20 protein-coding genes are annotated in these 21,196 nt (G+C 72.7%); 8 read left to right on the top strand and 12 right to left on the bottom strand.

Annotated features, from left to right (window positions below; all coding sequences use genetic code 11):
- Positions 1 to 65: 65 nt before the first annotated feature.
- Together D2L64_RS06155 and D2L64_RS06150 are read right to left on the bottom strand one after the other, a co-directional pair.
- Positions 66 to 1,352: an AI-2E family transporter gene (locus tag D2L64_RS06155; RefSeq protein ID WP_199714439.1), complete on the bottom strand. Its 1,287-nt coding sequence runs from the start codon at positions 1,350 to 1,352 to the stop codon at positions 66 to 68.
- A gap of 87 nt (positions 1,353 to 1,439) precedes the next feature.
- Positions 1,440 to 2,252, bottom strand: coding sequence for a DUF3097 domain-containing protein (locus D2L64_RS06150; RefSeq protein WP_119573733.1), 813 nt, complete (start codon positions 2,250 to 2,252; stop codon positions 1,440 to 1,442).
- A 150-nt stretch (positions 2,253 to 2,402) separates the two neighbouring features.
- Between D2L64_RS06150 and D2L64_RS06145 the strand changes: the two genes are divergently transcribed.
- Positions 2,403 to 3,197 carry a hypothetical protein gene (locus D2L64_RS06145; RefSeq protein ID WP_119573732.1) on the top strand — a complete coding sequence of 265 codons (795 nt, stop codon included), beginning with the start codon at positions 2,403 to 2,405 and terminating at the stop codon, positions 3,195 to 3,197.
- A gap of 159 nt (positions 3,198 to 3,356) precedes the next feature.
- Here the strand turns inward: D2L64_RS06145 and D2L64_RS06140 are convergent, their stop codons facing one another.
- The 4 genes from D2L64_RS06140 to fabG form a co-directional block, all read right to left on the bottom strand.
- Positions 3,357 to 4,136, bottom strand: a complete 780-nt coding sequence (locus tag D2L64_RS06140; RefSeq protein WP_119573731.1) for an HAD-IIA family hydrolase — start codon at positions 4,134 to 4,136, stop codon at positions 3,357 to 3,359.
- A 36-nt stretch (positions 4,137 to 4,172) separates the two neighbouring features.
- Positions 4,173 to 5,204, bottom strand: coding sequence for a ferrochelatase (locus D2L64_RS06135; protein ID WP_119573730.1), 1,032 nt, complete (start codon positions 5,202 to 5,204; stop codon positions 4,173 to 4,175).
- A 111-nt stretch (positions 5,205 to 5,315) separates the two neighbouring features.
- Positions 5,316 to 6,083: an enoyl-ACP reductase FabI gene (gene fabI, locus D2L64_RS06130; protein WP_119573729.1), complete on the bottom strand. Its 768-nt coding sequence runs from the start codon at positions 6,081 to 6,083 to the stop codon at positions 5,316 to 5,318.
- Positions 6,084 to 6,168: 85 nt separating this feature from the next.
- Positions 6,169 to 6,873, bottom strand: coding sequence for a 3-oxoacyl-ACP reductase FabG (gene fabG, locus D2L64_RS06125; RefSeq protein ID WP_119573728.1), 705 nt, complete (start codon positions 6,871 to 6,873; stop codon positions 6,169 to 6,171).
- Between the two features lie 420 nt (positions 6,874 to 7,293).
- Here fabG and D2L64_RS27525 point away from each other — a divergent pair, with 420 nt between their 5' ends.
- Positions 7,294 to 7,452 carry a hypothetical protein gene (locus D2L64_RS27525; protein ID WP_199714438.1) on the top strand — a complete coding sequence of 53 codons (159 nt, stop codon included), beginning with the start codon at positions 7,294 to 7,296 and terminating at the stop codon, positions 7,450 to 7,452.
- 89 nt (positions 7,453 to 7,541) lie between these two features.
- On the opposite strand, the gene D2L64_RS06120 is transcribed toward D2L64_RS27525, so the two are convergent.
- From D2L64_RS06120 to D2L64_RS06110, 3 genes are read right to left on the bottom strand one after another with little or no spacing between them, the layout of a single operon-like run.
- Positions 7,542 to 8,492: a VWA domain-containing protein gene (locus D2L64_RS06120; RefSeq protein WP_119573727.1), complete on the bottom strand. Its 951-nt coding sequence runs from the start codon at positions 8,490 to 8,492 to the stop codon at positions 7,542 to 7,544.
- Positions 8,489 to 9,511 carry a DUF58 domain-containing protein gene (locus tag D2L64_RS06115; RefSeq protein WP_119573726.1) on the bottom strand — a complete coding sequence of 341 codons (1,023 nt, stop codon included), beginning with the start codon at positions 9,509 to 9,511 and terminating at the stop codon, positions 8,489 to 8,491. The genes D2L64_RS06120 and D2L64_RS06115 overlap by 4 nt, the downstream gene beginning before the upstream one ends.
- Positions 9,490 to 10,599 (bottom strand): AAA family ATPase, encoded by a 1,110-nt coding sequence (locus D2L64_RS06110; protein WP_119573725.1) that lies wholly within the window; start codon positions 10,597 to 10,599, stop codon positions 9,490 to 9,492. Before D2L64_RS06110 ends, D2L64_RS06115 begins: the two co-directional genes overlap by 22 nt.
- A gap of 238 nt (positions 10,600 to 10,837) precedes the next feature.
- On the opposite strand from D2L64_RS06110, the gene D2L64_RS06105 reads away from it, so the two are divergent.
- From D2L64_RS06105 to D2L64_RS06095, 3 genes are all read left to right on the top strand, one after another.
- Complete coding sequence (locus D2L64_RS06105; protein WP_119573724.1) at positions 10,838 to 11,080, top strand: hypothetical protein; 243 nt, start codon at positions 10,838 to 10,840, stop codon at positions 11,078 to 11,080.
- Positions 11,077 to 11,616, top strand: a complete 540-nt coding sequence (locus D2L64_RS06100) for a PH domain-containing protein (RefSeq protein WP_119573892.1) — start codon at positions 11,077 to 11,079, stop codon at positions 11,614 to 11,616. Before D2L64_RS06105 ends, D2L64_RS06100 begins: the two co-directional genes overlap by 4 nt.
- Positions 11,617 to 11,885: 269 nt before the next feature.
- Positions 11,886 to 13,226, top strand: a complete 1,341-nt coding sequence (locus tag D2L64_RS06095) for a PH domain-containing protein (protein WP_233558816.1) — start codon at positions 11,886 to 11,888, stop codon at positions 13,224 to 13,226.
- A gap of 993 nt (positions 13,227 to 14,219) precedes the next feature.
- Here the strand turns inward: D2L64_RS06095 and D2L64_RS06090 are convergent.
- Positions 14,220 to 15,245 (bottom strand): phosphatase PAP2 family protein, encoded by a 1,026-nt coding sequence (locus D2L64_RS06090; RefSeq protein ID WP_119573722.1) that lies wholly within the window; start codon positions 15,243 to 15,245, stop codon positions 14,220 to 14,222.
- A 158-nt stretch (positions 15,246 to 15,403) separates the two neighbouring features.
- Here D2L64_RS06090 and D2L64_RS06085 point away from each other — a divergent pair, with 158 nt between their 5' ends.
- Both D2L64_RS06085 and D2L64_RS06080 read left to right on the top strand, forming a co-directional pair.
- Positions 15,404 to 15,808 carry a thioesterase family protein gene (locus tag D2L64_RS06085; RefSeq protein WP_119573891.1) on the top strand — a complete coding sequence of 135 codons (405 nt, stop codon included), beginning with the start codon at positions 15,404 to 15,406 and terminating at the stop codon, positions 15,806 to 15,808.
- On the top strand, positions 15,805 to 16,635 hold the full coding sequence (locus D2L64_RS06080; RefSeq protein ID WP_119573721.1) for an MBL fold metallo-hydrolase: 831 nt from the start codon (positions 15,805 to 15,807) through the stop codon (positions 16,633 to 16,635). Before D2L64_RS06085 ends, D2L64_RS06080 begins: the two co-directional genes overlap by 4 nt.
- Before the next feature lie 13 nt (positions 16,636 to 16,648).
- On the opposite strand, the gene D2L64_RS06075 is transcribed toward D2L64_RS06080, so the two are convergent.
- The gene (locus D2L64_RS06075; RefSeq protein ID WP_119573720.1) at positions 16,649 to 17,584 is read right to left on the bottom strand and encodes a PfkB family carbohydrate kinase; all 936 of its coding nucleotides are present in this window, start codon (positions 17,582 to 17,584) and stop codon (positions 16,649 to 16,651) included.
- Positions 17,585 to 18,004: 420 nt separating this feature from the next.
- Between D2L64_RS06075 and D2L64_RS06070 the strand changes: the two genes are divergently transcribed.
- Positions 18,005 to 19,075 (top strand): lytic polysaccharide monooxygenase auxiliary activity family 9 protein, encoded by a 1,071-nt coding sequence (locus tag D2L64_RS06070; RefSeq protein WP_119573719.1) that lies wholly within the window; start codon positions 18,005 to 18,007, stop codon positions 19,073 to 19,075.
- A gap of 110 nt (positions 19,076 to 19,185) precedes the next feature.
- Here the strand turns inward: D2L64_RS06070 and asnB are convergent, their stop codons facing one another.
- The gene (asnB, locus tag D2L64_RS06065) at positions 19,186 to 21,147 is read right to left on the bottom strand and encodes an asparagine synthase (glutamine-hydrolyzing) (protein ID WP_119573890.1); all 1,962 of its coding nucleotides are present in this window, start codon (positions 21,145 to 21,147) and stop codon (positions 19,186 to 19,188) included.
- Positions 21,148 to 21,196 lie beyond the last annotated feature (49 nt).

Raw genomic sequence — 21,196 nt, 5'->3', positions numbered from 1 at the left:
ACCGGTCCCGGCCGCCACGGCTCAGGCGGACGCACCCTCGGGCCGGACGCACCCTCGGGCCGGGCTCACGGCGGGGTGGATCGGACCACCACCGCCTCCGGTACCGGCGCCGGCTGCTCGGGCAGGCGCCGGGCCAGCCGGCGCACGGCGGTGTTGAGTACGGCGATCAACGGTACGGCCACCAGCGCGCCGACGATGCCGTCGAGCACCACGCCGGCGGTCACCGCCAGCACCACCGGCAGCGGGTGCAGAGCCACCGCCCGACCCATGATCCACGGCTGTAGGACGTTGCCCTCGACCTGCTGGACCACGATCACCGCGCCGAGGATGGCCAGCGCCGTCACCCAGCCGCTGTCGACCAGGGCGACCAGCACCGCGACCGCGCCGGAGAGGGTGGCACCGACGATCGGGATGAACGCGCCGAGGAACACCAGCGCCGCCAGCGGGAAGGCGAACGGCACGTCGAACAGCACCAGCGCGATGCCGATACCCACCGCGTCGATGAACGCCACCAGCACGGTCGCCCGCACGTACGCCACCAGGGTCAACCACGAGGCCCGCCCGGCGTCGTCGGCCCGCCACCGGGCGGCGACCGGCAGCATCCCGACCAGGAACCGCCAGATCCGGTCACCGTCACGCAGGAAGAAGAACGTCGCGAACAACACCAGCAGGGTGCCGGTGAGCACCTCGACGACGGTGCCGGCGGTACTCAACGCGCCGCTGGTCAACGACTGGCTGTTCTCGTTGATCCAGTTCTGCCCGGCCTCGACGTACCCGTTGAGCTGACCGTCGGAGAGGCCGAGCGGGCCGTCGCGCAGCCAGTCCTGGATCTGCCCGATGCCGGCCGCGGCGCGCACACTCAGGTCGGGCAGGCCGGCGATGAACTGGTTGACCACCAGCGTCAGCGTGCCGACCACCGCGACGAGCCCGGTGATCAACACCAGGGCGGTGGCCAGCGTACGCGGGAACCGGGCCCGCAGCAGCCAGCCGACCGCCGGGGCCAACAGGGCGGCGAGCAGCAGGGCCACCACCAACGGCACGATGACGATGCGGACGGCACCCAGGAAACGCAACAGCGCCCAGCCGACGATCCCGATGGCGATCAGTCGCCACGACCAGGCCGCCGCGATCCGTAGCGCCTTCGGCACGTCGGAGTCGTCCCGGCTGGCCGTCGAGCCAGCGTCGCCCGGCGGCTCGGGGCGCCACTGCGCGGGCGCGGGGAACCGCACCTCGGCCTCCTGCGCCCGGTCCGGCGACCGGGTACGCTGCCGTTCCCGGGCCGCGCGCACCGACTCGCGGCCCGCCTCGTACGCCTGGCGCAACCGCCGCCGCGACTGCTGGAACCGGCTCAAGCGACACTCCCGGGGTGGTAGGGGTCGAGGTCGTTCACGGTAGCGTCCCCGATCATCGCTCGGCGGGCCCGCGGGCGGGTGGCCGGATCACACCGGCTCGGTGACGAAGTCGATCAGCCGTTCCATCGCGTTGATCAAGGGTGTCTCCACCTCCGCGTAGCTGTTCACCCGGGACAGGATGTGCCGCCACATGTCGGCCGGTTCGGAAACCCCGAGCGCCGCGCAGACACCCTCCTTCCACGGCCGTCCCGGTGGCACCACCGGCCACGCCCGGATGCCCAGCGCCGCCGGCTTCACCGCCTGCCACACGTCGACGTACGGATGGCCGGTGACGAGCACGTACGGCGAGTTCACCCGGGCCACGATGCGACTCTCCTTGGAGCCGGGCACGAGATGGTCGACCAGCACCCCGAGACGCCGGTCGGGTCCGGGGTCGAACGCGCGTACCTCGGCGTCGAGGGCGTCGATACCCGCCAACGGCTCCACCACCACGCCCTCGACGCGCAGGTCGTCGCCCCAGATCCGCTCCACCAGGGCGGCATCGTGTACGCCCTCCACCCAGATCCGGCTCGCCCGGGCGACCCGGGCGCGCACCCCGTCGACCGCGATCGACCCGGACGCGGTACGGCGACGTGCCACCGGCACCGGCGCCCGGGTCGGCCGACGCAGCGTCACCGGCCGACCGTCGAGCAGGAACGCCGCCGGGAGCAGCGGAAAGTTGCGCCGCCTACCGTGCCGGTCCGCCAGCACGACCGCCCCGGACTCGAACCCGACCACCGCGCCACAGAACCCCGAGTCGGCATCCTCGACCACCAGCTCCGGCTCGGCGTCGACCTCCGGGATCACCTTGCGTCGCCGCCAGTCCCCCGCCATCACGTCCTCGCCATACCGCCGTCCCATCCCAGGCACGCTAGTCGTCCCCTCCCCCACCCACACCCCGACCCGCCGCCCGCCGGAGCACCGCCACCGCCGACGAGAACCACGACGGGCGCGGTGGCCGGGGGCGCGGCAGCCGAGACAGGGGCGGGCGTCAGCACGTACTCTTTCGGCATGTCCACCCCCGCTGCGGGTGCGGCCGTCCTCGCGCCGCGCCGGTCGAGCCGGTTCGTTGCCTGGGTGCGCGCGTGGCGCGCCGGGCTGGTGCCCTTCGACGAGGTTGCCGATGCGGTTGCCGGCGACGAGGAGCACCTGGTCGCCGACGCGCCCGGCACCTGGATGGACGTGCCGCTGCGGGAGGCCCTGCCCACTCTGGCCAAGCTGTCGCCGGACGAGATCCGGCTGGTGCTGCCCGCACCGGGCGACCCGCGTGGGCTACCCGGCCCGGGTGACTTCGCCGGCGCCGCACTGCTCGCCGGTGAGGCGGTCATCGCCGGCGCGCTGGGCCTGATACCCGAGGTACGGGTGCACACCTCGGGCTCCGGTGACACCTTCGAGACGGTGCTCTGGCGGTGCCATCCGCTGCCGGCGGACGCACCGGCGGCGGCGCTCACCCTGCCCGGTGCCGCCGAGGCGGAAGCCGAACTGGCCGCCGCGCTGGCCGACACGACCGCGGCACTGACCCGACTCGACGTGGCCCAGTGGCGCCCCGAGCTGGCCGGCGCCCTGGAGGCACTGCGCCGCCCGGACGGCACCACCGACCTGCCGCCCGGCTTCGATCCGCGGGCCCGCCGGCTGTTCGCCCGCGCCGCCGTACTCGACCGGGTGCTCGCCCTGGCCGGGCACGCCACGCCCGGCGGCTCGATCAACAACTACGAGGCCCAGCAGCGCGACGCGGCCCTACGCCCCCTCACCGCCGCCTGCCGGCAAGCCCTGGTAGCCGCCTGCAACGCCCCCCTCCGCCCCTAACCACCCCGCCCCCGCGCCTCCCCGCCCACGTCGGGCTTGCACTTTCAGTCGCCGAGATGCGGCATATGCCGCCTTCGCCCAGACAAGAAGTGCAAGATCGACCGCAGCGCGGGACGCAGCGCGGGACGCAGCGCGGGACGCAGCGCGGGGCGAGGAGGGTTAGATCTCGTCGGTCAGGTCGGCTACGGAGTTGACGATGCGGGACGGGCGGTACGGGTAGCGTTCGGCCTCGGCGCGGGTGCTGATGCCGGTGAGCACCAGGATGGTCTCCAGGCCGGCCTCCAGGCCGCAGAGGATGTCGGTGTCCATCCGGTCGCCGATCATCGCGGTGCTCTCCGAGTGCGCGTCGATCGTGTTCAGCGCCGACCGCATCATCATCGGGTTCGGCTTGCCGACGAAGTACGGCTCCACGCCGGTCGCCTTCGAGATCATCGCGGCCACCGAACCGGCGGCCGGTAGGGCACCCTCCACCGACGGGCCGGTGGCGTCGGGGTTGGTGCAGATGAAGCGGGCCCCGTCGTTGATCAGCCGGATCGCCTTGGTGATCGCCTCGAAGCTGTAGGTGCGGGTCTCCCCCAGCACCACGTAGTCCGGTGCGAAGTCGCTGAGTACGTAGCCCACCGCGTGCAGCGCCGTGGTCAGCCCGGCCTCCCCGATCACGTACGCGGTGCCGCCCGGCCGCTGGTCGGCCAGGAACTGTGCGGTGGCCAGCGCGGAGGACCAGATCGCCGCCTCGGGTACGTCCAGGCCCATCCGGGCGAGCCGGGCCTGGAGGTCGCGCGGCGTGTAGATGGAGTTGTTGGTGAGCACCAGGAACGGCTTCCCGGAGGCCCGCAACCGCTTGATGAACTCCGGTGCGCCGGGCACCGGTTGGCCTTCGTGCACCAGCACACCGTCCATGTCGGTGAGCCAACTCTCGACGGGTTTACGGTCGTGCATGCTCGTCTCCCAGGGGTGTCGGGATCGCCGGAGTGGTCAGGACGGGCGGCGCGGCGGGACACAGCAGACCGACGGGCAGGTGTCCCACATCGGCAGTTCGCCGAGGCGGCGACGCAGGTCCGCCCCGGCCGGGTCGATCCGCTCCTGCACCAGCTCCCGGACCATGGTCACGAAGCGCGGGTCGACGCCGGGGGTGGCGGCGCGGACGAAGTCCAGGCCGAGTTGCTTGGCGGTGTCCCGCGCCTCGGTGTCCAGGTCCCAGATCACCTCCAGGTGGTCGGAGACGAACCCGATCGGGCTGACCACCACCCCGGTCACGCCCTGCTCGGCGAGGGCGGTCAGGTGGTCGTTGACGTCCGGCTCCAGCCACGGCACGTGCGGCGGGCCGGAGCGGCTCTGCCAGACCAGGTCGTACGGCAGGTCCGGGGCGGCCGCCGCGTGCACCAGTCGCGCGGTCTCGGCGAGCTGGGCGGTGTACCGGCCGCCGTGCGGTCCGGCGGTGTCGGCCATCGAGGTCGGTACGGAGTGTGCGGTGAAGACCAGCCGGGTGCTGTCCCGCCGCGCCGGGTCGAGCTGGGCCAGGGCGGTGCGTACCGCGTCGGCGTGTGGCTCGACGAAGCCGGGATGGTCCCAGAACTGGCGCAGCTTCTCGATCACCGGTGCGTCCGGGCCGACGGCGGCGCGGGCGGCGGTGATGTCCTCCTGGTACTGCCGGCAGGAGGAGTACCCGCCGAAGGCGCTGGTGACGAAGGCCAGCGCCCGCCGTACGCCGTCGTCACGCAACTGCGCCACGGTGTCGGCGAGCATCGGGTGCCAGTTCCGGTTGCCCCAGTAGACCGGCAGGTCGAGCCCGTGGGCGGCGAAGTCGACGCGGATCGCGGCGAGCAGGTCCCGGCACTGCTGGTTGATCGGGGACACCCCGCCGAAGTGCTGGTAGTGCTCGGCGACCTCGGCCAGCCGCTGCGGCGGGATGCCGCGCCCCCGGGTCACGTTCTGCAGGAACGGCAGCACGTCGTCCGGCCCCTCCGGGCCACCGAAGGAGAGCAGCACCACCGCGTCGTACGCCATGGCTCCATTCTTGCCGGTGGCGCGCGGCGGCCCGGCAACGCCCCCGGGTCCCGGCCGTTAACAGGGGGCCCCGCGGTACCGCAGGTGTTAAGCGGGTGCCCTTCCGTTCACCTAGGCGCCGATCGCGTGGTAGCCGCCGTCCACGTGCACGATCTCGCCGGTGGTGGCCGGGAACCAGTCCGACAGCAGCGCCAGGCAGGCCCGGGCGGCCGGCTCCTGGTCGGTCAGGTTCCAGCCCAGCGGGGCCCGCTCGGACCAGGCGTCCTCGAACTGCTCGAAGCCGGGGATGGACTTGGCGGCCATCGTGCGCAGCGGTCCGGCGGAGACCAGGTTGCTGCGGATGCCCTGCTTGCCGAGGTGCAGGGCGAGGTAGCGGGAGGCGGACTCCAGGCCGGCCTTGGCCACGCCCATCCAGTCGTAGACCGGCCACGCCTGGGTGGCGTCGAAGGTCAGCCCGACCACCGCGCCGCCCGGCGACATCAGCGGCAGCGCCGCGACGGCCAGGGACTTGTAGGAGTACGTGGAGACGTGCAGCGCGGTCGCCACGTCCTCCCAGGAGGCGTCGAGGAACCCGCCGCCCAGGCAGCTCTGCGGGGCGAAGCCGATCGAGTGCACCACCCCGTCGAGGCCGTCGACGTGCTCGCGGACCCTGTCGCCCAGCCCGGCCAGTTGCTCGGGGTTGGTCACGTCCAGCTCGATCACCGGCGCCGGCTCGGGCAGCCGCTTGGCGATCCGCTCCACCAGGGAGAGCCGGCCGTACCCGGTCAGCACGACCTGGGCGCCGTTCTCCTGGGCGAGCTTGGCCACCGAGAAGGCGATGGAGGCGTCGGTGATGACGCCGGTGACGAGCAGCCGCTTACCGGCCAGCAGTCCGGACATTACGCTCATTCCTCCATGCTCAGGTTCGGTGACCCGCTCGGTTTCGGTGCCCGGTCAGGTCCAGTGGTCGTCTGGGTCGCCCGGTTCAGTGGCCCATGCCGAGGCCGCCGTCGACCGGGACGACCGCGCCGCTGACGTAGCCGGCGCCGTCGCCGGCCAGCCAGGTGACGACCGCGGCGACCTCGTCGGGGCTGGCCATCCGGCCCGCCGGGATCGACTTGAGGATCTCCGCCTTGCGCTCGTCGGAGAGTACGGCGGTCATGTCGGTCTCGATGAAGCCGGGCGCGACGACGTTGGCGGTGATGTTGCGGGTACCCAGCTCCCGGGTGATCGAGCGGGCCACCCCGACCAGGCCGGCCTTGCTGGCCGCGTAGTTGACCTGACCGGCACCCCCGGAGAGGCCGACCACCGAGGAGACGAAGATCATGCGGCCCCACTTGGCCCGCAGCATCTTCGCCGACGCCCGCTTCGCGCAGCGGTACGCGCCGGTGAGGTTGGTGTCCAGCACCCGGGTGAACTGTTCCTCCGACATCCGCAGCAGCAGCGTGTCGTCGGTGATGCCGGCGTTGGCGACCAGCACCTGCACCGGGCCGAGTTCGGCCTCCACCGCCGCGAAGGCCGCGTCGACGGACGCGCTGTCGGTGATGTCGCACTGCACGCCGAACAGTCCGTCGGGTGCTCCGCTGCCCCGGTGGGTGATCGCCACCCGGTCACCCTGCTTGGCGAAGGCCTGGGCGATGGCCAGACCGATGCCGCGGTTGCCGCCGGTAACCAGCACAGTTCGAGACACGGTGCGTACCCTCCAAAGATCGCTGCGGGTTGGAGACTAGGCGCTACCGCACGGTAATCACTAACCCGACCCACGCGGCACGGGGGTACCCCGCGTGGGTCGCTGCGCGAGCGCGACCGGTCCGGCCGAGCCGCCTCACCCGGTCGGCCGAGTACGCCCCTCCCCTACCCCGGGTGTACGCTGATCGACGTTTGCGGACCGCTCGGCGGCCCGTATCGCCCCGGCCCCGACCCCAGGAGGTGATCGCTGTGCCAGATAGCGATCCTCCCAGTCGTGGCCGGGCCGTCCGCCAGCCACGCTGAGCCCCGCTCCGCCTGAGCTGGCACCGCTGCCCGCGCACCCGCCACGCCACCCGGCCCCTCGCCGGGGTGGCAGAGCCCGCGGGTGCCAACCGGAAGCCGTCCGGTCACGACTTCGTGTGTGTGCGTCCTGATCCTCCCCTCGCCGGTCCACCATGCCCCGGCCGGCGAGCCGCCCACCCCGGAGCCTGTCATGAGCCGCTACGTCGCCCCGCTCGGCTTCACCCTCGCCGCCGTCTGGGTAGCCGTCCTCTTCGTCCTGGCCAGCGGCAGCCACTGACCCGCGCGCCGCCGCCGCCCGACCGGCGCGGGCGGCCGTGGCAGTGGGCCACCGCCATGCCCATCGCCACGGTGGACACGAAGCCAGAGTCAGAGCATGCGCGAGGACCAGAGCAGACTGGTGACACCCGCGCAGAGCGCCAGCAGCAGGGCGATGCCGGCGTACCACTGGGTGATCTCGCGGGGTTCGGTACGGAACCCGATCGAGCTGCCCATGTCCTGGTACACCTGCTTCAGCTCGCTGACCGAGGCCGCCTCGTAGAAGTACCCCTCGGTGGTCTCCGCCAGCGCGGCGAGCGCCAGCCGGTCCACCGGTACCCGCTGCAACTGCCCGCCGATGTCGACGTGACCGCCGTCGGTGCCGAAGGCGATCGTGGAGACCGGCACGTTCGCCGCCTGCGCCGCGGCGGCAGCCTCCTCCACCGACCGTCCGGCGGTGCGGAACCCGTCGGACAACAGCACGATCCGGGCCGGCGGGATCCCCGCCGCACCGTCGGCCGGCACCGACCGGATCGCCTCCAGGCAGGTGAAGACCGCCTCACCGGTCGCCGTCGCCTCGGCCAGCACCAGCCCGTCGATGCCGCTGGTCACCGCCGCCCGGTCCTTGGTCGGCGGGACCAGCACGTTTGCCGACTTGGCGAACGACACCAGGCCCACGTTGTACGTCTCGGGCAGCTCCGCCACGAACTGCTTGGCCGCCTCCTGGGCCGCCTCCAGCCGGTTCGGCGGCACGTCGTCGGCCTGCATCGACAACGACACGTCGATGGCCAGCATGATGGTGGCCCGTTCCAACGGCTCGCGGGTGTCGACCGCCGGCCGGGCCAGCGCGCCGGCCAGCACCAGCAGGGCGAGCAGGAACGCGGTCGCCGGCACGTGCCGCCGCCAGCCCAGCCCCTTCGGCGCCACGGTACGCAGCAGGTCCACGTTGGTGAACCGCAGCGCGTACTCCCGGCGGCGCAGTTGCCGCCAGACGTACAGCGCGGCGAGGCCGAGCACCGGCAGCACGGCCAGCAGCCACCACGGTTGCAGCAGTCGAATCATCGTGTCGTCCCCCGGGTGCGGGCGTGCCGCTGCGCGGCCACGAAGCGCACCATGTCCAGCAGCCAGTCTCGGTCCGTACGCAGTCGCAGGTGCGCGGCCCCGGCGGAGCGCAGCGCGGCGGAGATCTCCGCGCGCTGGGCGGCGGAGGCGGCCGCGTACCGGTGCCGCAGGCTCGGGTCGGCGGTCTGCACCTCGTGCAGCTCACCGGTCTCCGGGTCGACGACCGGCAGCACTCCCACGTCGGGCAGTTCCAGTTCACGCGGGTCGACCACCTCGACGGCCAGTACGTCGTGGCGGACCCGAAGCTTGCGCAGCGGCCGTGCCCACTGGGCCGGCGGGGCGAGGAAGTCGGAGATGACCACCGCGACGCCGCGCCGCCGGGGCGGGCGGTTCAGCATGTCGACAAGCGCGCCGAGGTCGCCGCGGCCGGGCCGGATCTCGGTACCGGCGATGGCCCGCAGCATGCCCTGCGCCTCCTTGCGGCCGGAGCGGGCCGGTAGCCGCACCAGCCGCCCCGGTCCGGCGGGCGCCGGGGGGGCACCCCGCCGGCGCCGGCGGGGGGCGGGCAGGTCACCGCCGCTGCCCACCACCGCCCCGATCCGGTTGCCGCCACGGACGGTCAGGTGCGTGATGGCCGCCGCCGCCGCGATCACCACGTCCCGCTTGAGCCACCGGCCGGTGCCGAAGTCCAGGCTCGCCGACAGGTCCACCGCCAGCCAGGTCTCCAGCTCACGGTCGGCCACCGTACGCCGGACGTGCGGCATCGTGGTGCGGGCGGTGACCGGCCAGTCCATCCGGCGTACGTCGTCGCCGGGGCGGTACTCCCGCGACTCGCCCGCCTCGCTGCCCGGCCCGGGCAACAGACCGGCGTAGTCGCCCTGCAGCAGCCCGTCGAGCTTGCGGGTGACCAGCAACTGCAGCCGGGAGAGCACGGCGCCGGAGCGGTTGGTGGCCGCGTCCGGCGGACCGTCGGCTTCGGGTCGAGGGGTGGTCGAGGTCACGGCCGCGGTCCGGGCCACCCCGAGGTCGGCGCGACGGCACCCGGTGGCGGCGGGGTCGCCTGCTGCCGTGGCGCCACCGACGGCAACGGGATGGTCGACATCACCCGGTGCACCACGTGGTCGGCCGGTACGTCGTCGGCGAGCGCGTCGTAGCTGAGCACCAGCCGGTGCCGCAGGATGTCCGGCGCGATGTCCTGCACGTCCTGCGGCAGGGCGTAGTCGCGTCCGCGCAGCAACGCCAGTGCCCGGGTCGCCCGGACCAGGCCGAGCGAGGCCCGCGGGCTGGCCCCGTACTGGATCAGTTGCGCCACGTCGGGCATGCCGTGCTCGGCGGGGGTACGGGTGGCCAGCACCAGCCGGACCGCGTAGTCGACCAGCGCGTTGTGTACGAACACCTGGTCGGCCTTGTGTTGCAGCGCGATCAGGTCGGCGGTGTCGAAGACGGCGGTGGGCTCGGGTGCCGCCACCCCCATCCGGTAGACGATCTCGCGTTCCTCGGCGTCCGTCGGGTAGCCCACGACGATCTTCATGAGGAAGCGGTCCCGCTGCGCCTCCGGCAGCGGGTAGACGCCCTCCTGCTCGATCGGGTTCTGTGTCGCCATCACCAGGAACGGATTCGGCACCCGGTGGGTCTCCCCGCCGATGGAGACCTGCCGCTCGCTCATCACCTCCAGCAGCGCCGACTGCACCTTGGCCGGCGCCCGGTTGATCTCGTCGGCGAGCAGGAAGTTGACGAACACCGGCCCGAGTTCGACGTCGAACTTCTCGCTGGACTGCCGGTAGATCCGGGTACCCATGATGTCGGCCGGCACCAGGTCGGGGGTGAACTGCACCCGGGCGAACGACCCGCCGACGACCTTGGCGAGGGTCTCCACCGCGAGCGTCTTCGCCACCCCCGGTACCCCCTCCAGCAGGCAGTGGCCGCGGGCGAGCAGGGCCACGAACATCCGCTCCACCATCCGGTCCTGCCCGACGATGACCCGCTTGATCTCGAAGAGCGCCCGCTCCAGCAGCCCGGCGTCCTGCGCCGGGGTGGTCGGCGCGGCGGGCGCCTGCGGCTGCGTCCCGTTCGGCGTCGGGGCGTCGGGCGTGGTCGGCTGGGCCACCGGTCCTCCACAGCATGAATCGTCTCGTCGCGGGGTGTGCGTTACCAAGCCTCGCATGCCTGGCTGAATACGGACGCCGGGAGCGACCGATTTCCGCCACGCCGTGCCACCGGCATCGAATCGCCGATCACCAGTGGACAGATGCCGCCCCGGCGTGTGTACCATGCATCCGTCGCCGGGCGGCTTCCCCCGTGGCCGCCCGGCGCTCAATCTCTCCGGCCGCTCTAGACTGGCTGGAATGAGCGCATCCGACATCTCCACCGAGGTCCTGGTCTGTTCGGCCCGTGGGTGTCGAGCCTCCGCCGGATGGTCACTGCGCTGGAACAATCCGCGCCTGCATCCACCCGAGCGACGCAAGACCTGGCTGGCCTGCGACGAGCATCGCGGTTCCCTCGGCGATTTCCTCGCCGCGCGCGGCTTCCTCCGTGAGGTCGCCCCGCTGACCGAATCGCCTACCCTCGAAGGGTGGACGCGTACGTGAGCGGTGACCAACCGGACGGCCCACGGCCGACGCCGGAGTCCGTACAGCCGGGCCCGCTCGAGCCGTGGCCGGAGACCGTCCGCTGGCAGTCGATCTCGACCGATCTGATCTGGGTGGAACTGCTGCGACTGGCCGCCGTGGTGGCCGTCATCTCGATCGCGCTCGGGATCACCTGGGCGGTCACCGGCGCCTGGCCGATCGGCGTGGCGCTCGCCGCCGTCCTGCTGTTCGCGGTGTGGCGGGCGGTGACCATCGTCCGGGCGGTACGCGCCTGGGGCTACGCCGAACGGGAGGACGACCTGCTGGTACGGCACGGTCTGCTGGTCCGCCGGCTGTCCATCGTGCCGTACTCCCGGATGCAGTTCGTCGACGTCAGCGCCGGGCCGCTGGAGCGGGCGTTCGACCTGGCCACCGTGCAACTGCACACCGCGGCGGCGGCCAGCGACGCCCGGGTGCCGGGTCTTCGGCCCGCGGAGGCGTCCCGGTTACGCGACCGGCTGACCGCGCTCGGCGAGGACCGGGCGGAAGGGCTGTGAGCGGCCCGGCCGGCGGGGATCCCGCGGCGCCGCGCGCCACCGACGACGGCCCCACCGACTCCCCGCCGGCACCGCCCCCACCACCCCACTCGCCACCGCCGGGCCACCCGGCCCCCGGCGCACCGCCCGGGTATCCACCGCCCGGGTATCCACCGCCCGGGTACCCGCCACCCGGGTACCCACCACCCGGGTATCCGGTCGGGCCGCCGCCGGGATACCCGCCCGCCGGATGGGCGGGGCAGCCGGCCGGGCCGCCGGCCCGCCAACGGCTGCATCCACTGAGTCCCGTGCTGCACAGCGCACGGTCGCTGGTCGTGGTCATCGCCGGGTTGTCCTGGTCGACGCTGTCCCGGGTCGGATTCGGCTGGTTCGTGTCGATGGTGATCGTGATCGTCCTGGGCGCCACGGTGCTGTCCGTGATCAGCTGGTACAACACCGGCTACCAGGTCGTCGGCCGGGAGCTGCGGATCCACGAGGGGCTGCTGTGGCGCCGGACCCGAGCCATCCCGCTGGAGCGGCTCCAGGCCGTCGAGGTGGTCCGACCCCTGCTCGCCCAGCTCACCGGCCTGGCCGAACTGCGGCTGGAGGTGGTCGGCGGCGGCAAGACGGAGGCGCCGCTGGCGTTTCTCAGCGTCGCCGAGGCCGCCGCACTGCGGCACCGCCTGCTGGCCCTGGCGGGCCGCCCGGCCGCCGCCACGCCGACCACCGCCGCGCCCGGCGCCGCGACGCCGGATACCGAAGGGCACCCCGGGCAGGTGGCGCAGCCGGGACAGGTGGCGCCGCCCGCCGAGCCACCCGCCGGCCGGCAGCTACACCTGGTACGCAACAAGGATCTGCTGGTCAGCCAGCTGCTGACCCCGCAGGCGTTGCTGCTGCCGTTCGGCGTGGCCTTCGTCGCCGTGCAGTTCCTGTCGGAGGACTCGTGGTCGTTCATCGCGGTGGCGAGCACGCTCACCGCGATGGCGGGCATCCTGCTGCAACCGGTACGCCGGGTGCTCGACGACTGGCAGTTCCGGCTGGCCCGCGACGACGACCGGCTACGCATCCACAACGGGCTGCTGGAGACCCGGGTGCAGACCGTTCCGTTGCACCGGGTGCAGACCGTCGGCGTGACCTGGCCGTTGCTCTGGCGGTTCAAGGGCTGGCTGCGGCTACGCCTGGAGGTGGCCGGCTACGCCGCCGGTGAGCCCGACCAACGCAACCGTCCGGACCGACTGCTACCCGTCGGTGACCTGCCCACCGGGGAGGCCATCGTGGCTGAGGTGCTGCCCGGGGTCGTCCTGTCGGCACTGCCGCTGAGCCCACCGCCGAGCCGAGCCCGGTGGCTCAACCCGCTGAGCCGCCAGGTACTCGGCGCCGGCCTGACCGAGCAGGTCTTCGCCGTACGCTCCGGGCTACTCACCCGACAGTTGACCGTGGTGCCGTACGCCCGGCTGCAGAGTATCCGGGTGGTCCGGGGTCCGCTGCAGCGGTTGCTGCGGTTGGCCACCGTGCACGTGGACACGGCCGGTGGGGCCGGCGCCGCCGCGGTGGACCGGGATGTCACGGAGGCCTGGGCCCTGGCCGCCGAGCTTTCCGCCCGCGGTCACGCCGCCCGCCGTCCCGGCTGACCGTCCCGACCTTCCGGCACGGCTGACCGGCGCGGGCTGACCCGGCGCGGGCTGACCGACGCGGGCTGACCCGGCGCGGGCTGACCCGGCGCGGGCTGTCCGGCGCGGGCTGTCCGGCGCGGCTGACCGACGCGGCCAGCTGATCACGGTCGCGGGTCTTCGCCGGCCGTGGGCCGGTGCGACGACCCGCGTCGGCCCGCCCCGGTGGTGGCCGACGCGCGCAGGCTGCCGGGGTCGGCCCGGCTCGGATGCGATGGCCCGTTGCGGTGGCCGCGACTGCGTGGCTGGGTGCGGGCCCTGTCGAGCTGATAGCACGAACGGATCGTCCCGTGGGGCCAATCGCCGCGTGGGTCGATCACTGCGTGACCCGATGACCGCACGGCCCCGATCACCGCACGAGCCAATCACCGCGTAACCCGATCAAGTACGGGCCAATCACCGCGTAACCCGATCACCGCACGGGCCAAACACCGCACGGGCCGATCACCGCGTAACCCGATCACCGCACGGGCCAAACACCGCACGGGCCGATCACCGCGTAACCCGATCACCGCACGGGCCAAACACCGCACGGGCCGATCACCGCGTAACCCGATCACCGCACGGTCAGGTCGCCACACGGGCAGGTCGCCACACGGGCAGGTCGCCACACGGGCAGGTCGCCATGCGGGCAGATCGCGCGGCCAGCCGGGAGCCTTCGGACCGGCCGCCATCGGTGCCGGCGCCAACGGGCGCCTGCCAGGGGACGGCGAGCGACGCGGGGCTTGATAGCACAGACGGTTCAGCTCGACAGGGGCGACAGGAGAGACAGTTCCCCGGGCTCGCCGCCGTGGGCAGGATGAACGCCAGACCGGCAGGGGTGGCTCCCCCGGGGGGCATCGGCGGCAACCGCAGCGGCAGCCGTCCAGGAAAGCGGCAGCCCGTCGAGGAAGCGGCAACCGTCCAGGAAGGCGGCAGCACGCGGAAGGGAGCGGCAGCACGCGGAGGGCCGGGTCAGCGGGTGGCGGGGACCACCGAAGGCTCGGTGGGGGTCGCCTGATCCGGCGGTGGGTCGACCGGTGCCCGGCGGGTCTTGCGGCGGGCCCACCAGCGTTCGGCCCAGCCGACCACCAGGAAGGTCAGCCCGACGTAGGCCCAGCCGACCAGCACGTCGATCACGTAGTGCTCGCCGCTGTAGACCAGCGTGAAGGTCATCGCCAACGGGTACGCCAGCAGCAGCGGCCACCAGCGGCGGCGCACGCCGCGCAGGAAGAAGAGCACCACGAACAGGGCGAACGCGGTGTGTAGCGACGGCATCGCGGCCACCGGGTTGGAGGCCAGCTGCCCGGCGTTGAGCAGGTTGCCGGCACCGTGCATACCGAACGCCTTCCAACCCCGGGTGGAGATCCGGGCGACCTCCTCCAGCAGCCCGTTCTGCGCCGCCCACCAGGGCGGTGCGGCCGGGTAGAGGAAGTAGGTGACCAGACCGGCCGCGCAGAGGAAGAACCACCGGCGCATGAAGGCGGCCCACCGGCGGCGTTCCCGCATCCAGAGCACGGCGGCGGCGGCCAGCGCGGCGACGAAGTGGGAGAAGTACACCCAGCTGACCAACACGTCCCACCAGCGGACCTCGGGCTGGTAGAGGTGCTGTTGCAGCCAGACCGTCGGCACCTGGCCGTCCATCGCCCAGCCGAACATCAGCTTGTCCGCGAGGATCAGCTCGTAGGAGTGCGGGACCGTCCCGTCGTGGTAGGCGAACCCACGGGACAGGTTGTAGAGGACCAGCAGCAGCACCACCGGCACCCAGTCGCGGGCGAAGCGCAGGTGACTGCGCCACGGGCGGGCGGAGTGCCAGGCGATCGTGCCGGCCCAGATCCAGAAGAAGGCGTACACCGGATCGGTGGGCAGGCCGATGACGAGCCAACCCGCCACGAAGGCGACGCTCCACACCGACATCGCGAGCACGCGGCGGCGACCGCCGTCGGGTGAGGTGGGCGGCTCGGCCGGGGCGGCGGGCTGGGGGTCGGTCACGGCAGACATCGCGGACAAGGTTAACGGCGCCGCACCGGTCACCCCACGCAGGACCACCTGCCCCGCCGAGGCAGTGACAGGTGTCGCACCCGCACCGCCGCTGCCGGATCGTGCGTGATCGTGGCCGCCGTGCGTCCCGGCCCGGTCCGACCGCCTACGCTGTGGCCATGCAGGAGCAGCCGGATCATGCCCTGACGCCGGGTCTGACCGCCCGGGTCGAGTTGACCGTCACCGACGCCGACACCGCCCAGGCCGTCGGCTCCGGCGACGTGCCGGTGCTGGGTACTCCCCGGGTGCTGGCGCTGGCCGAGGCGGCGACCGTGGCCGCGACCGCCCGGCACCTCTCCGCCGGGTCGACCACGGTGGGCATCCGGGTCGAGTTGGACCACCGGGCGCCGACGCCGGTGGGCCGGACGGTGGCGGCGCAGGCCCGGCTGACCACGGTCGACCGGCGGCGGCTGGTGTTCGAGGTGACCGTCACCGAGGACGGGCAGACCGTGGCCGAGGGCCGGGTGGAACGGGTCGTGGTCGACCGGCACCGGTTCGTGCAGCGGGCGGGGGCGGCGTCGTGACCGGCGGTTTCGTCGAGGTCGCCGACCGGGTGCTGGTCCTGCGCGAGCCACTGCTGGCGGTCAACGTCACGCTGGTGCTGGGTGACGGCGAGGCGCTGCTGGTCGACACCCTCTCCACCGCCGGGCAGGCCACCGAGCTGGCCACCGCGGTACGCGCGGTCACCGACGCGCCGCTGACCCTGGTCAACACCCACCACCACTTCGACCACTGTTTCGGCAACGCCACCTTGGCCGTCGACCCGCCGCGCCCGGTGTGGGCCCACGAACTCGCCGCGGCGGCGTTGCGCGACGACCCGGACCGGCTGCGCCGCGAGGCGTACGCGGAACTGCGCGACGAGCATCCGCAGCTGGCCGCCGAGCTGGCCGAGGTCATCCTGCTGGCGCCCACCCACACCGTGCACACCGAGGCCGCCCTCGACGTCGGCGGTCGTCCGGTGCTGCTGCGTCACCCGGGGCGTGGTCACACCGCCGGCGACCTCGTCGTGCGGGTGCCCGACGCGGACGTGCTGGTCGCCGGTGACCTGGTCGAGCAGGCCGGCCCGCCCGCCTTCGAGGACTCGTACCCGTTGCAGTGGCCGGACGCGGTGGCCGAGTTGTTGCGCTCGACCACCCCCGACACGGTGGTGGTGCCGGGCCACGGCGACCCGGTGGACGTCGAGTTCGTCCGGGCGCAGCACGCCCAGCTGATCGAGTTGGCCTGGCTGATCCGGGCCGGCCACACCGGCTCGGCGCCGCCGGAGCGGGTCGCCGCCGAGGCACCGTTCCCGGCCCGTCCGGCGCTGATCGCCGCCCGCCGGGGTTACGCGGAGCTGGACGGCACCGCCTGAGCGGGCGCCGCGCTCAGCTGGTGAACCGCTCGGCCACCTCGGCCCGGGTGGGCATGGCGATGGCGCCCCCGGGCCGCTCGCAGACCAGCCCGGCGACCCGCAGGGCGAAGGCGACCCGCTCGTCCCAGCCGGCCGGTTCGGTCGGCTCACCCTCGACGAGCAGGTCGGCGACGAGCGCGGCCAGCACCGAGTCCCCGGCACCGGTGGCGTCGACCGCGGCCACCTTCGGCGCGGGTACGCGTACCGGATCGGCGCCGGCGGCGGCCACCACCGCACCGGCGGCACCCAGGGTTACCACGACCGTGCCGGCGCCCAACTCGCGCAGGTAGGCCGCCACCGACTCGACCGGCTCACCGGGATAGAGCAGCGCGGCGTCGGCGGCGCTGAGCTTGACCAGGTGTGCGCTGGCGGCGAACTCGGCGACCACCCGGCGCAGCCCGGCCAGCGCCGCCGGGCCGGACAGCAGCCGGGGCCGGACGTTGGGGTCGAACACCCGCAGGCGGGGCGTCAGCGACCAGGCCCGCCGGGCCGCCGCGAGGGTGGTCGGCGCGAGCAGCACGATCGAACCGCAGTAGAGCACGTCGGCCCCCTCGACCAGCGCGGGGTCGAGGTCTTCCGGGGTGAGCAGGGCGTACGACGGCGGCTCGCCGTAGAACCGGAAGTCCGGTTCCGTACCGGAGAAGGTGGCCACGGCCAGCGTGGTCGGTGCGGCGGCGGTGACCGCCCCGGCCAGACCGACCCCGGCGGTGGTGAGGAAGGTGCGGATCCGCTTGGCCAGCGCGTCGTCACCGAGGGAGCCGACGAACTGCACCGCGCCGCCGAGCCGGGCGATGCCGACGGCGACGTTCAGTGGGCCACCACCGATGGCCTGCCGGTAGACCGGCACGCCGGCACACTCGCTGTCGAGCAGGTCGACGAGTGCCTCGCCGAGCACCACCGCGTATCCCATCGTCAGCTTCCCTCCGTCGCCCGTCCGTGATGCCCAGGCTGGCACAGCGCGCACCGACCGGGCGGGCAAGCCACGGTATTGGCGGCCGGTCGACCACGCGCGCCACCAGCGCGGCCGGGTATCGAGAGATGGCTATTGCGTCGGGCGCGCCGGTCGTGTTGGGATAGGGGTGCCGGGTGGCGTGGGGCTGCACGTCACCGGCGCCGGGTTCACCGCACGCGAGGGCATTCACGCGTCGACCGACTACTGACGGCACCCGCCCGTCGGGCTATCCGCCCTGGGCGCAGGTAGCCGCATCGATCGCATCCGCCCGCAGAGCAGGGCGGCCATACCTCGCCACCCTGCTCGTTCCGCCGGGGCCACCGACCGGTGTGCCCCGCGAGTCAGGAGAACCCTGTGCACCGACCTCGTCTGGCCGCGATGTTCTTCGCGGCCGTCACCCTCGCCGCGAGCGCGGTCGTCGCCGTGACCGCCAGCCCCGAACCGGCCGCCGCGCACGGCGCGGCGATGACGCCGGGCGCCCGTACCTACCTCTGTTGGCGCGACGGCCTCTCCCCCACCGGCGAGATCCGTCCGCAGAACCCGGCCTGCGCGGCCGCGGTCGCCCAGAGCGGCGCCAACTCGCTCTACAACTGGTTCAGCGTGCTGCGTTCCGACGCCAACGGCCGCACCACCGGTTTCATCCCCGACGGCCAGCTGTGCAGCGGCGGCGCCACCGGCTTCCGCGGCTACGACCTGGCCCGTAACGACTGGCCGCTGACCCACCTGACCGCGGGTCGGTCCATCGAGTTCCGGTACAGCAACTGGGCGCACCACCCGGGCACGTTCTACTTCTACGTGACCAAGAACAGCTGGAGCCCGAACCGTCCGCTGGCCTGGAGTGACCTGGAGGAGCAGCCGTTCCTCACGGTGACCAACCCGCCGCAGCGCGGCGCGGTCGGCACCAACGACGGCCACTACTACTTCACCGGCACCCTGCCGGCGAACAAGAGCGGCCAGCACATCATCTACTCCCGGTGGGTCCGCTCGGACAGCCAGGAGAACTTCTTCGGCTGCTCCGACGTGGTGTTCGACGGTGGCAACGGTGAGGTGACCGGCATCGGTGGCGGCACCAACCCGCCGCCCACCACGCCGCCGCCCACCACGCCGCCGCCGACCACCGCGCCGCCGACCACCCCGCCGCCCGCCGGCAACAGCGGCTGCTCGGCCACTCTCCGGGTGACCAACAGCTGGTCCGGTGGGTTCCAGGGTGAGGTGGAGATCCGGAACACCGGTACCGCGCCGTTGAACGGCTGGGCCGCGACCTGGACCCTGGCCGGTGGCCAGCAGATCAGCCAGGTCTGGAACGCGACGCACACCACGTCCGGATCGTCGGTGACGGCCCGCAACGTGTCCTACAACGGGAACCTCGGTGTCAACGGCAGCACGAGCTTCGGCTTCCTTGCCAGCGGCACCAACTCGTCGCCCACGATCGCCTGCGCCGCCAGCTGATCACCAGCACCACGAAGGGGGCCCCGACCGGGGCCCCCTTCCGCTTGTCCGTTCGCGCCCATCCGCTTCCGGCTCGGCGCACCAGCTTCCGGCTCGGCGCACCGTCCGGCTCAGCGCACCATGGAGCCGACGACGGGCTTGGTGAGCAGGGCGGACTGGTTGCGCTGGATGCCCGGGTCGAGGGTCTTGGCCACGAAGATGGCGTGCCAGATGCAGAAGATCAGCACCGTCCACACCTTGCGGGAGTGGTCGAACTCCTCCCGCTTGTGCTCCTCCAGCAGCCGCAGCGCGTACGACAGGTCGAGCAGTTCACCGGCGCCGGAGGTGGTCAGCACGTGCCGGGCCCACTCGTACATCTCGCCGCGCAGCCAGACCCGGGTGGGGGTCGGGAAGCCCAGCTTCTTGCGGTTGACGATGGCCGGCGGCACCACGCCCTGCAACGCCTGGCGCATGGCGTACTTGGTGGCGTCCGAGCGCGGCGGCAACTTCAGGTCGACCGGGATCTTCGCCGCCACCTCGAAGACCTCGCGGTCGAGGAACGGCACCCGGACCTCCAGCGAGTGCGCCATGGAGATGCGGTCGGCCTTGACCAGGATGTCCCCGCGCAGCCAGGTGTACAGGTCGACGTACTGCATCTTGGTGACGTCGTCCAGCTCGGTGCACTCGGCGTAGATCGGCGCGGTGACGTCGGTGTAGCGCACCGAGGGGTCGTAGCGGCGCAACAGGTGCTGCTTCTCCTCCTCGGTGAACATCCGGGCGTTGCCGTAGTAGCGCTCCTCGATCGGGGTGGTGCCGCGCTCCAGGAAGCTCTTGCCCTTGACGCCCTGCGGGATCGCCTTGGAGACCGCCCGCAGGCCCTTCTGCACCCCGCCCGGCAGCCCGTTGACGCCGCTGAGGGAGAGCGGCTCACGGTAGATGGTGTACCCACCGAAGAACTCGTCGGCGCCCTCACCGGAGAGCACCACGGTGACGTGCTCGGCGGCCTTCTTCGCGACGAAGTAGAGCGGCACCAGCGCCGGGTCGGCCACCGGGTCGTCCAGGTGCCAGACGATCTTCGGCAGCGCGTCGATCATGTCCTGCGGCCCGATCTTGGTCGGGATCGTGGTCACGTCGAGATGCCGGGCCGACTCCTGGGCCACGTCGATCTCCGAGTAGCCCGGCACGTCGTAGCCGACGGTGAAGGTGAGGATGTTCGGGTTGAACTCGCGCGCCAGCGCCACCACAGCGGTGGAGTCGATCCCGCTGGACAGGAACGAACCGACCGGTACGTCCGAGCGCATGTGCATGCGTACGCTCTCGCGCAGCGTCTCCCGGATCTCGTGGTACAGCTTCTGCTCGTCGGAGACCGGGGCGGGCCGGAACACCGGGCGATACCAGCGGCGTACGTCGATGCGCCCGCCGGGCGTCCAGGTCAGGTACTCGCCCGACCCGATCCGGCTGATCTGCTGGTGCAGCGTGCCCGGCTCGGGCACGTACTGCAGGGTCAGGTAGTGGCTGAGGTTCGCCGTGTCCACCCCGGCGTCACCGACGTGCGCGGACTGCGCGAAGGGCAGCAGGGCCTTCTTCTCCGAGGCGAGGTAGAGCCCGTCGGCCGTCTCCAGGTAGTGCAGCGGCTTGATGCCGTAGTAGTCGCGGGCGCCGAACGCCCGGCGCGTCTGCCGGTCCCAGATGACGAAGGCGAACATGCCGCGCAGCCGGGTGAGCACCTGCTCGCCCCAGTAGTGGTAGCCGGCGACGATCACCTCGCCGTCGCCGTTGGTGGCGAACCGCGCCCCGTGCTCGCGGATCAGCTCCTCACGCAGCTCGATGTAGTTGTAGATCTCGCCGTTGAAGGTGAGCAGGTAGCGCCCGTCGGCGTACGGCAGCGGCTCGTGGCTGAGCGCGACGTCGATGATCGCCAGCCGCTTGTGGGCGAACACTCCGTCCGCGTACTGGCCGGTGGCGTCCCCGACCACCTCGACACCGGTCTCGTCCGGGCCGCGGTGGTGCAGGCACTCCAACGCTCCGGCGATGCTGTCGCGGTGGGCGGCGGCGTCGCCGCGCGCACTGAAAAAAGCCAGGAGTCCGCACATGGTGGTCATCCTTCCACGCGTACGGATCGGGCGTCGCGGCACGGGCGGG

Origin of the sequence: Micromonospora radicis, assembly GCF_003583405.1 — a bacterium.
GTDB lineage: Bacteria > Actinomycetota > Actinomycetes > Mycobacteriales > Micromonosporaceae > Micromonospora > Micromonospora radicis.
The sequence above is the reverse complement of the archived record's forward strand: the minus strand, read 5'-3'. Positions and strand labels throughout refer to the sequence as shown.

Excerpts from the sequence above, each read along its gene's own strand:
- D2L64_RS06140 (WP_119573731.1), bottom strand. The coding sequence starts at position 4,136 with ATGCACGACCGTAAACCCGTCGAGAGTTGGCTCACCGACATGGACGGT.
- D2L64_RS06085 (WP_119573891.1), top strand. The coding sequence starts at position 15,404 with ATGCAGGAGCAGCCGGATCATGCCCTGACGCCGGGTCTGACCGCCCGG.
- D2L64_RS06120 (WP_119573727.1), bottom strand. The coding sequence starts at position 8,492 with ATGATTCGACTGCTGCAACCGTGGTGGCTGCTGGCCGTGCTGCCGGTG.
- asnB (WP_119573890.1), bottom strand. The coding sequence starts at position 21,147 with ATGTGCGGACTCCTGGCTTTTTTCAGTGCGCGCGGCGACGCCGCCGCC.
- D2L64_RS06090 (WP_119573722.1), bottom strand. The coding sequence starts at position 15,245 with ATGTCTGCCGTGACCGACCCCCAGCCCGCCGCCCCGGCCGAGCCGCCC.
- D2L64_RS06075 (WP_119573720.1), bottom strand. The coding sequence starts at position 17,584 with ATGGGATACGCGGTGGTGCTCGGCGAGGCACTCGTCGACCTGCTCGAC.
- D2L64_RS06135 (WP_119573730.1), bottom strand. The coding sequence starts at position 5,204 with ATGGCGTACGACGCGGTGGTGCTGCTCTCCTTCGGTGGCCCGGAGGGG.
- D2L64_RS06070 (WP_119573719.1), top strand. The coding sequence starts at position 18,005 with ATGTTCTTCGCGGCCGTCACCCTCGCCGCGAGCGCGGTCGTCGCCGTG.
- fabI (WP_119573729.1), bottom strand. The coding sequence starts at position 6,083 with ATGTCCGGACTGCTGGCCGGTAAGCGGCTGCTCGTCACCGGCGTCATC.
- D2L64_RS06150 (WP_119573733.1), bottom strand. The coding sequence starts at position 2,252 with ATGGGACGGCGGTATGGCGAGGACGTGATGGCGGGGGACTGGCGGCGA.
- D2L64_RS06145 (WP_119573732.1), top strand. The coding sequence starts at position 2,403 with ATGTCCACCCCCGCTGCGGGTGCGGCCGTCCTCGCGCCGCGCCGGTCG.
- D2L64_RS06105 (WP_119573724.1), top strand. The coding sequence starts at position 10,838 with ATGAGCGCATCCGACATCTCCACCGAGGTCCTGGTCTGTTCGGCCCGT.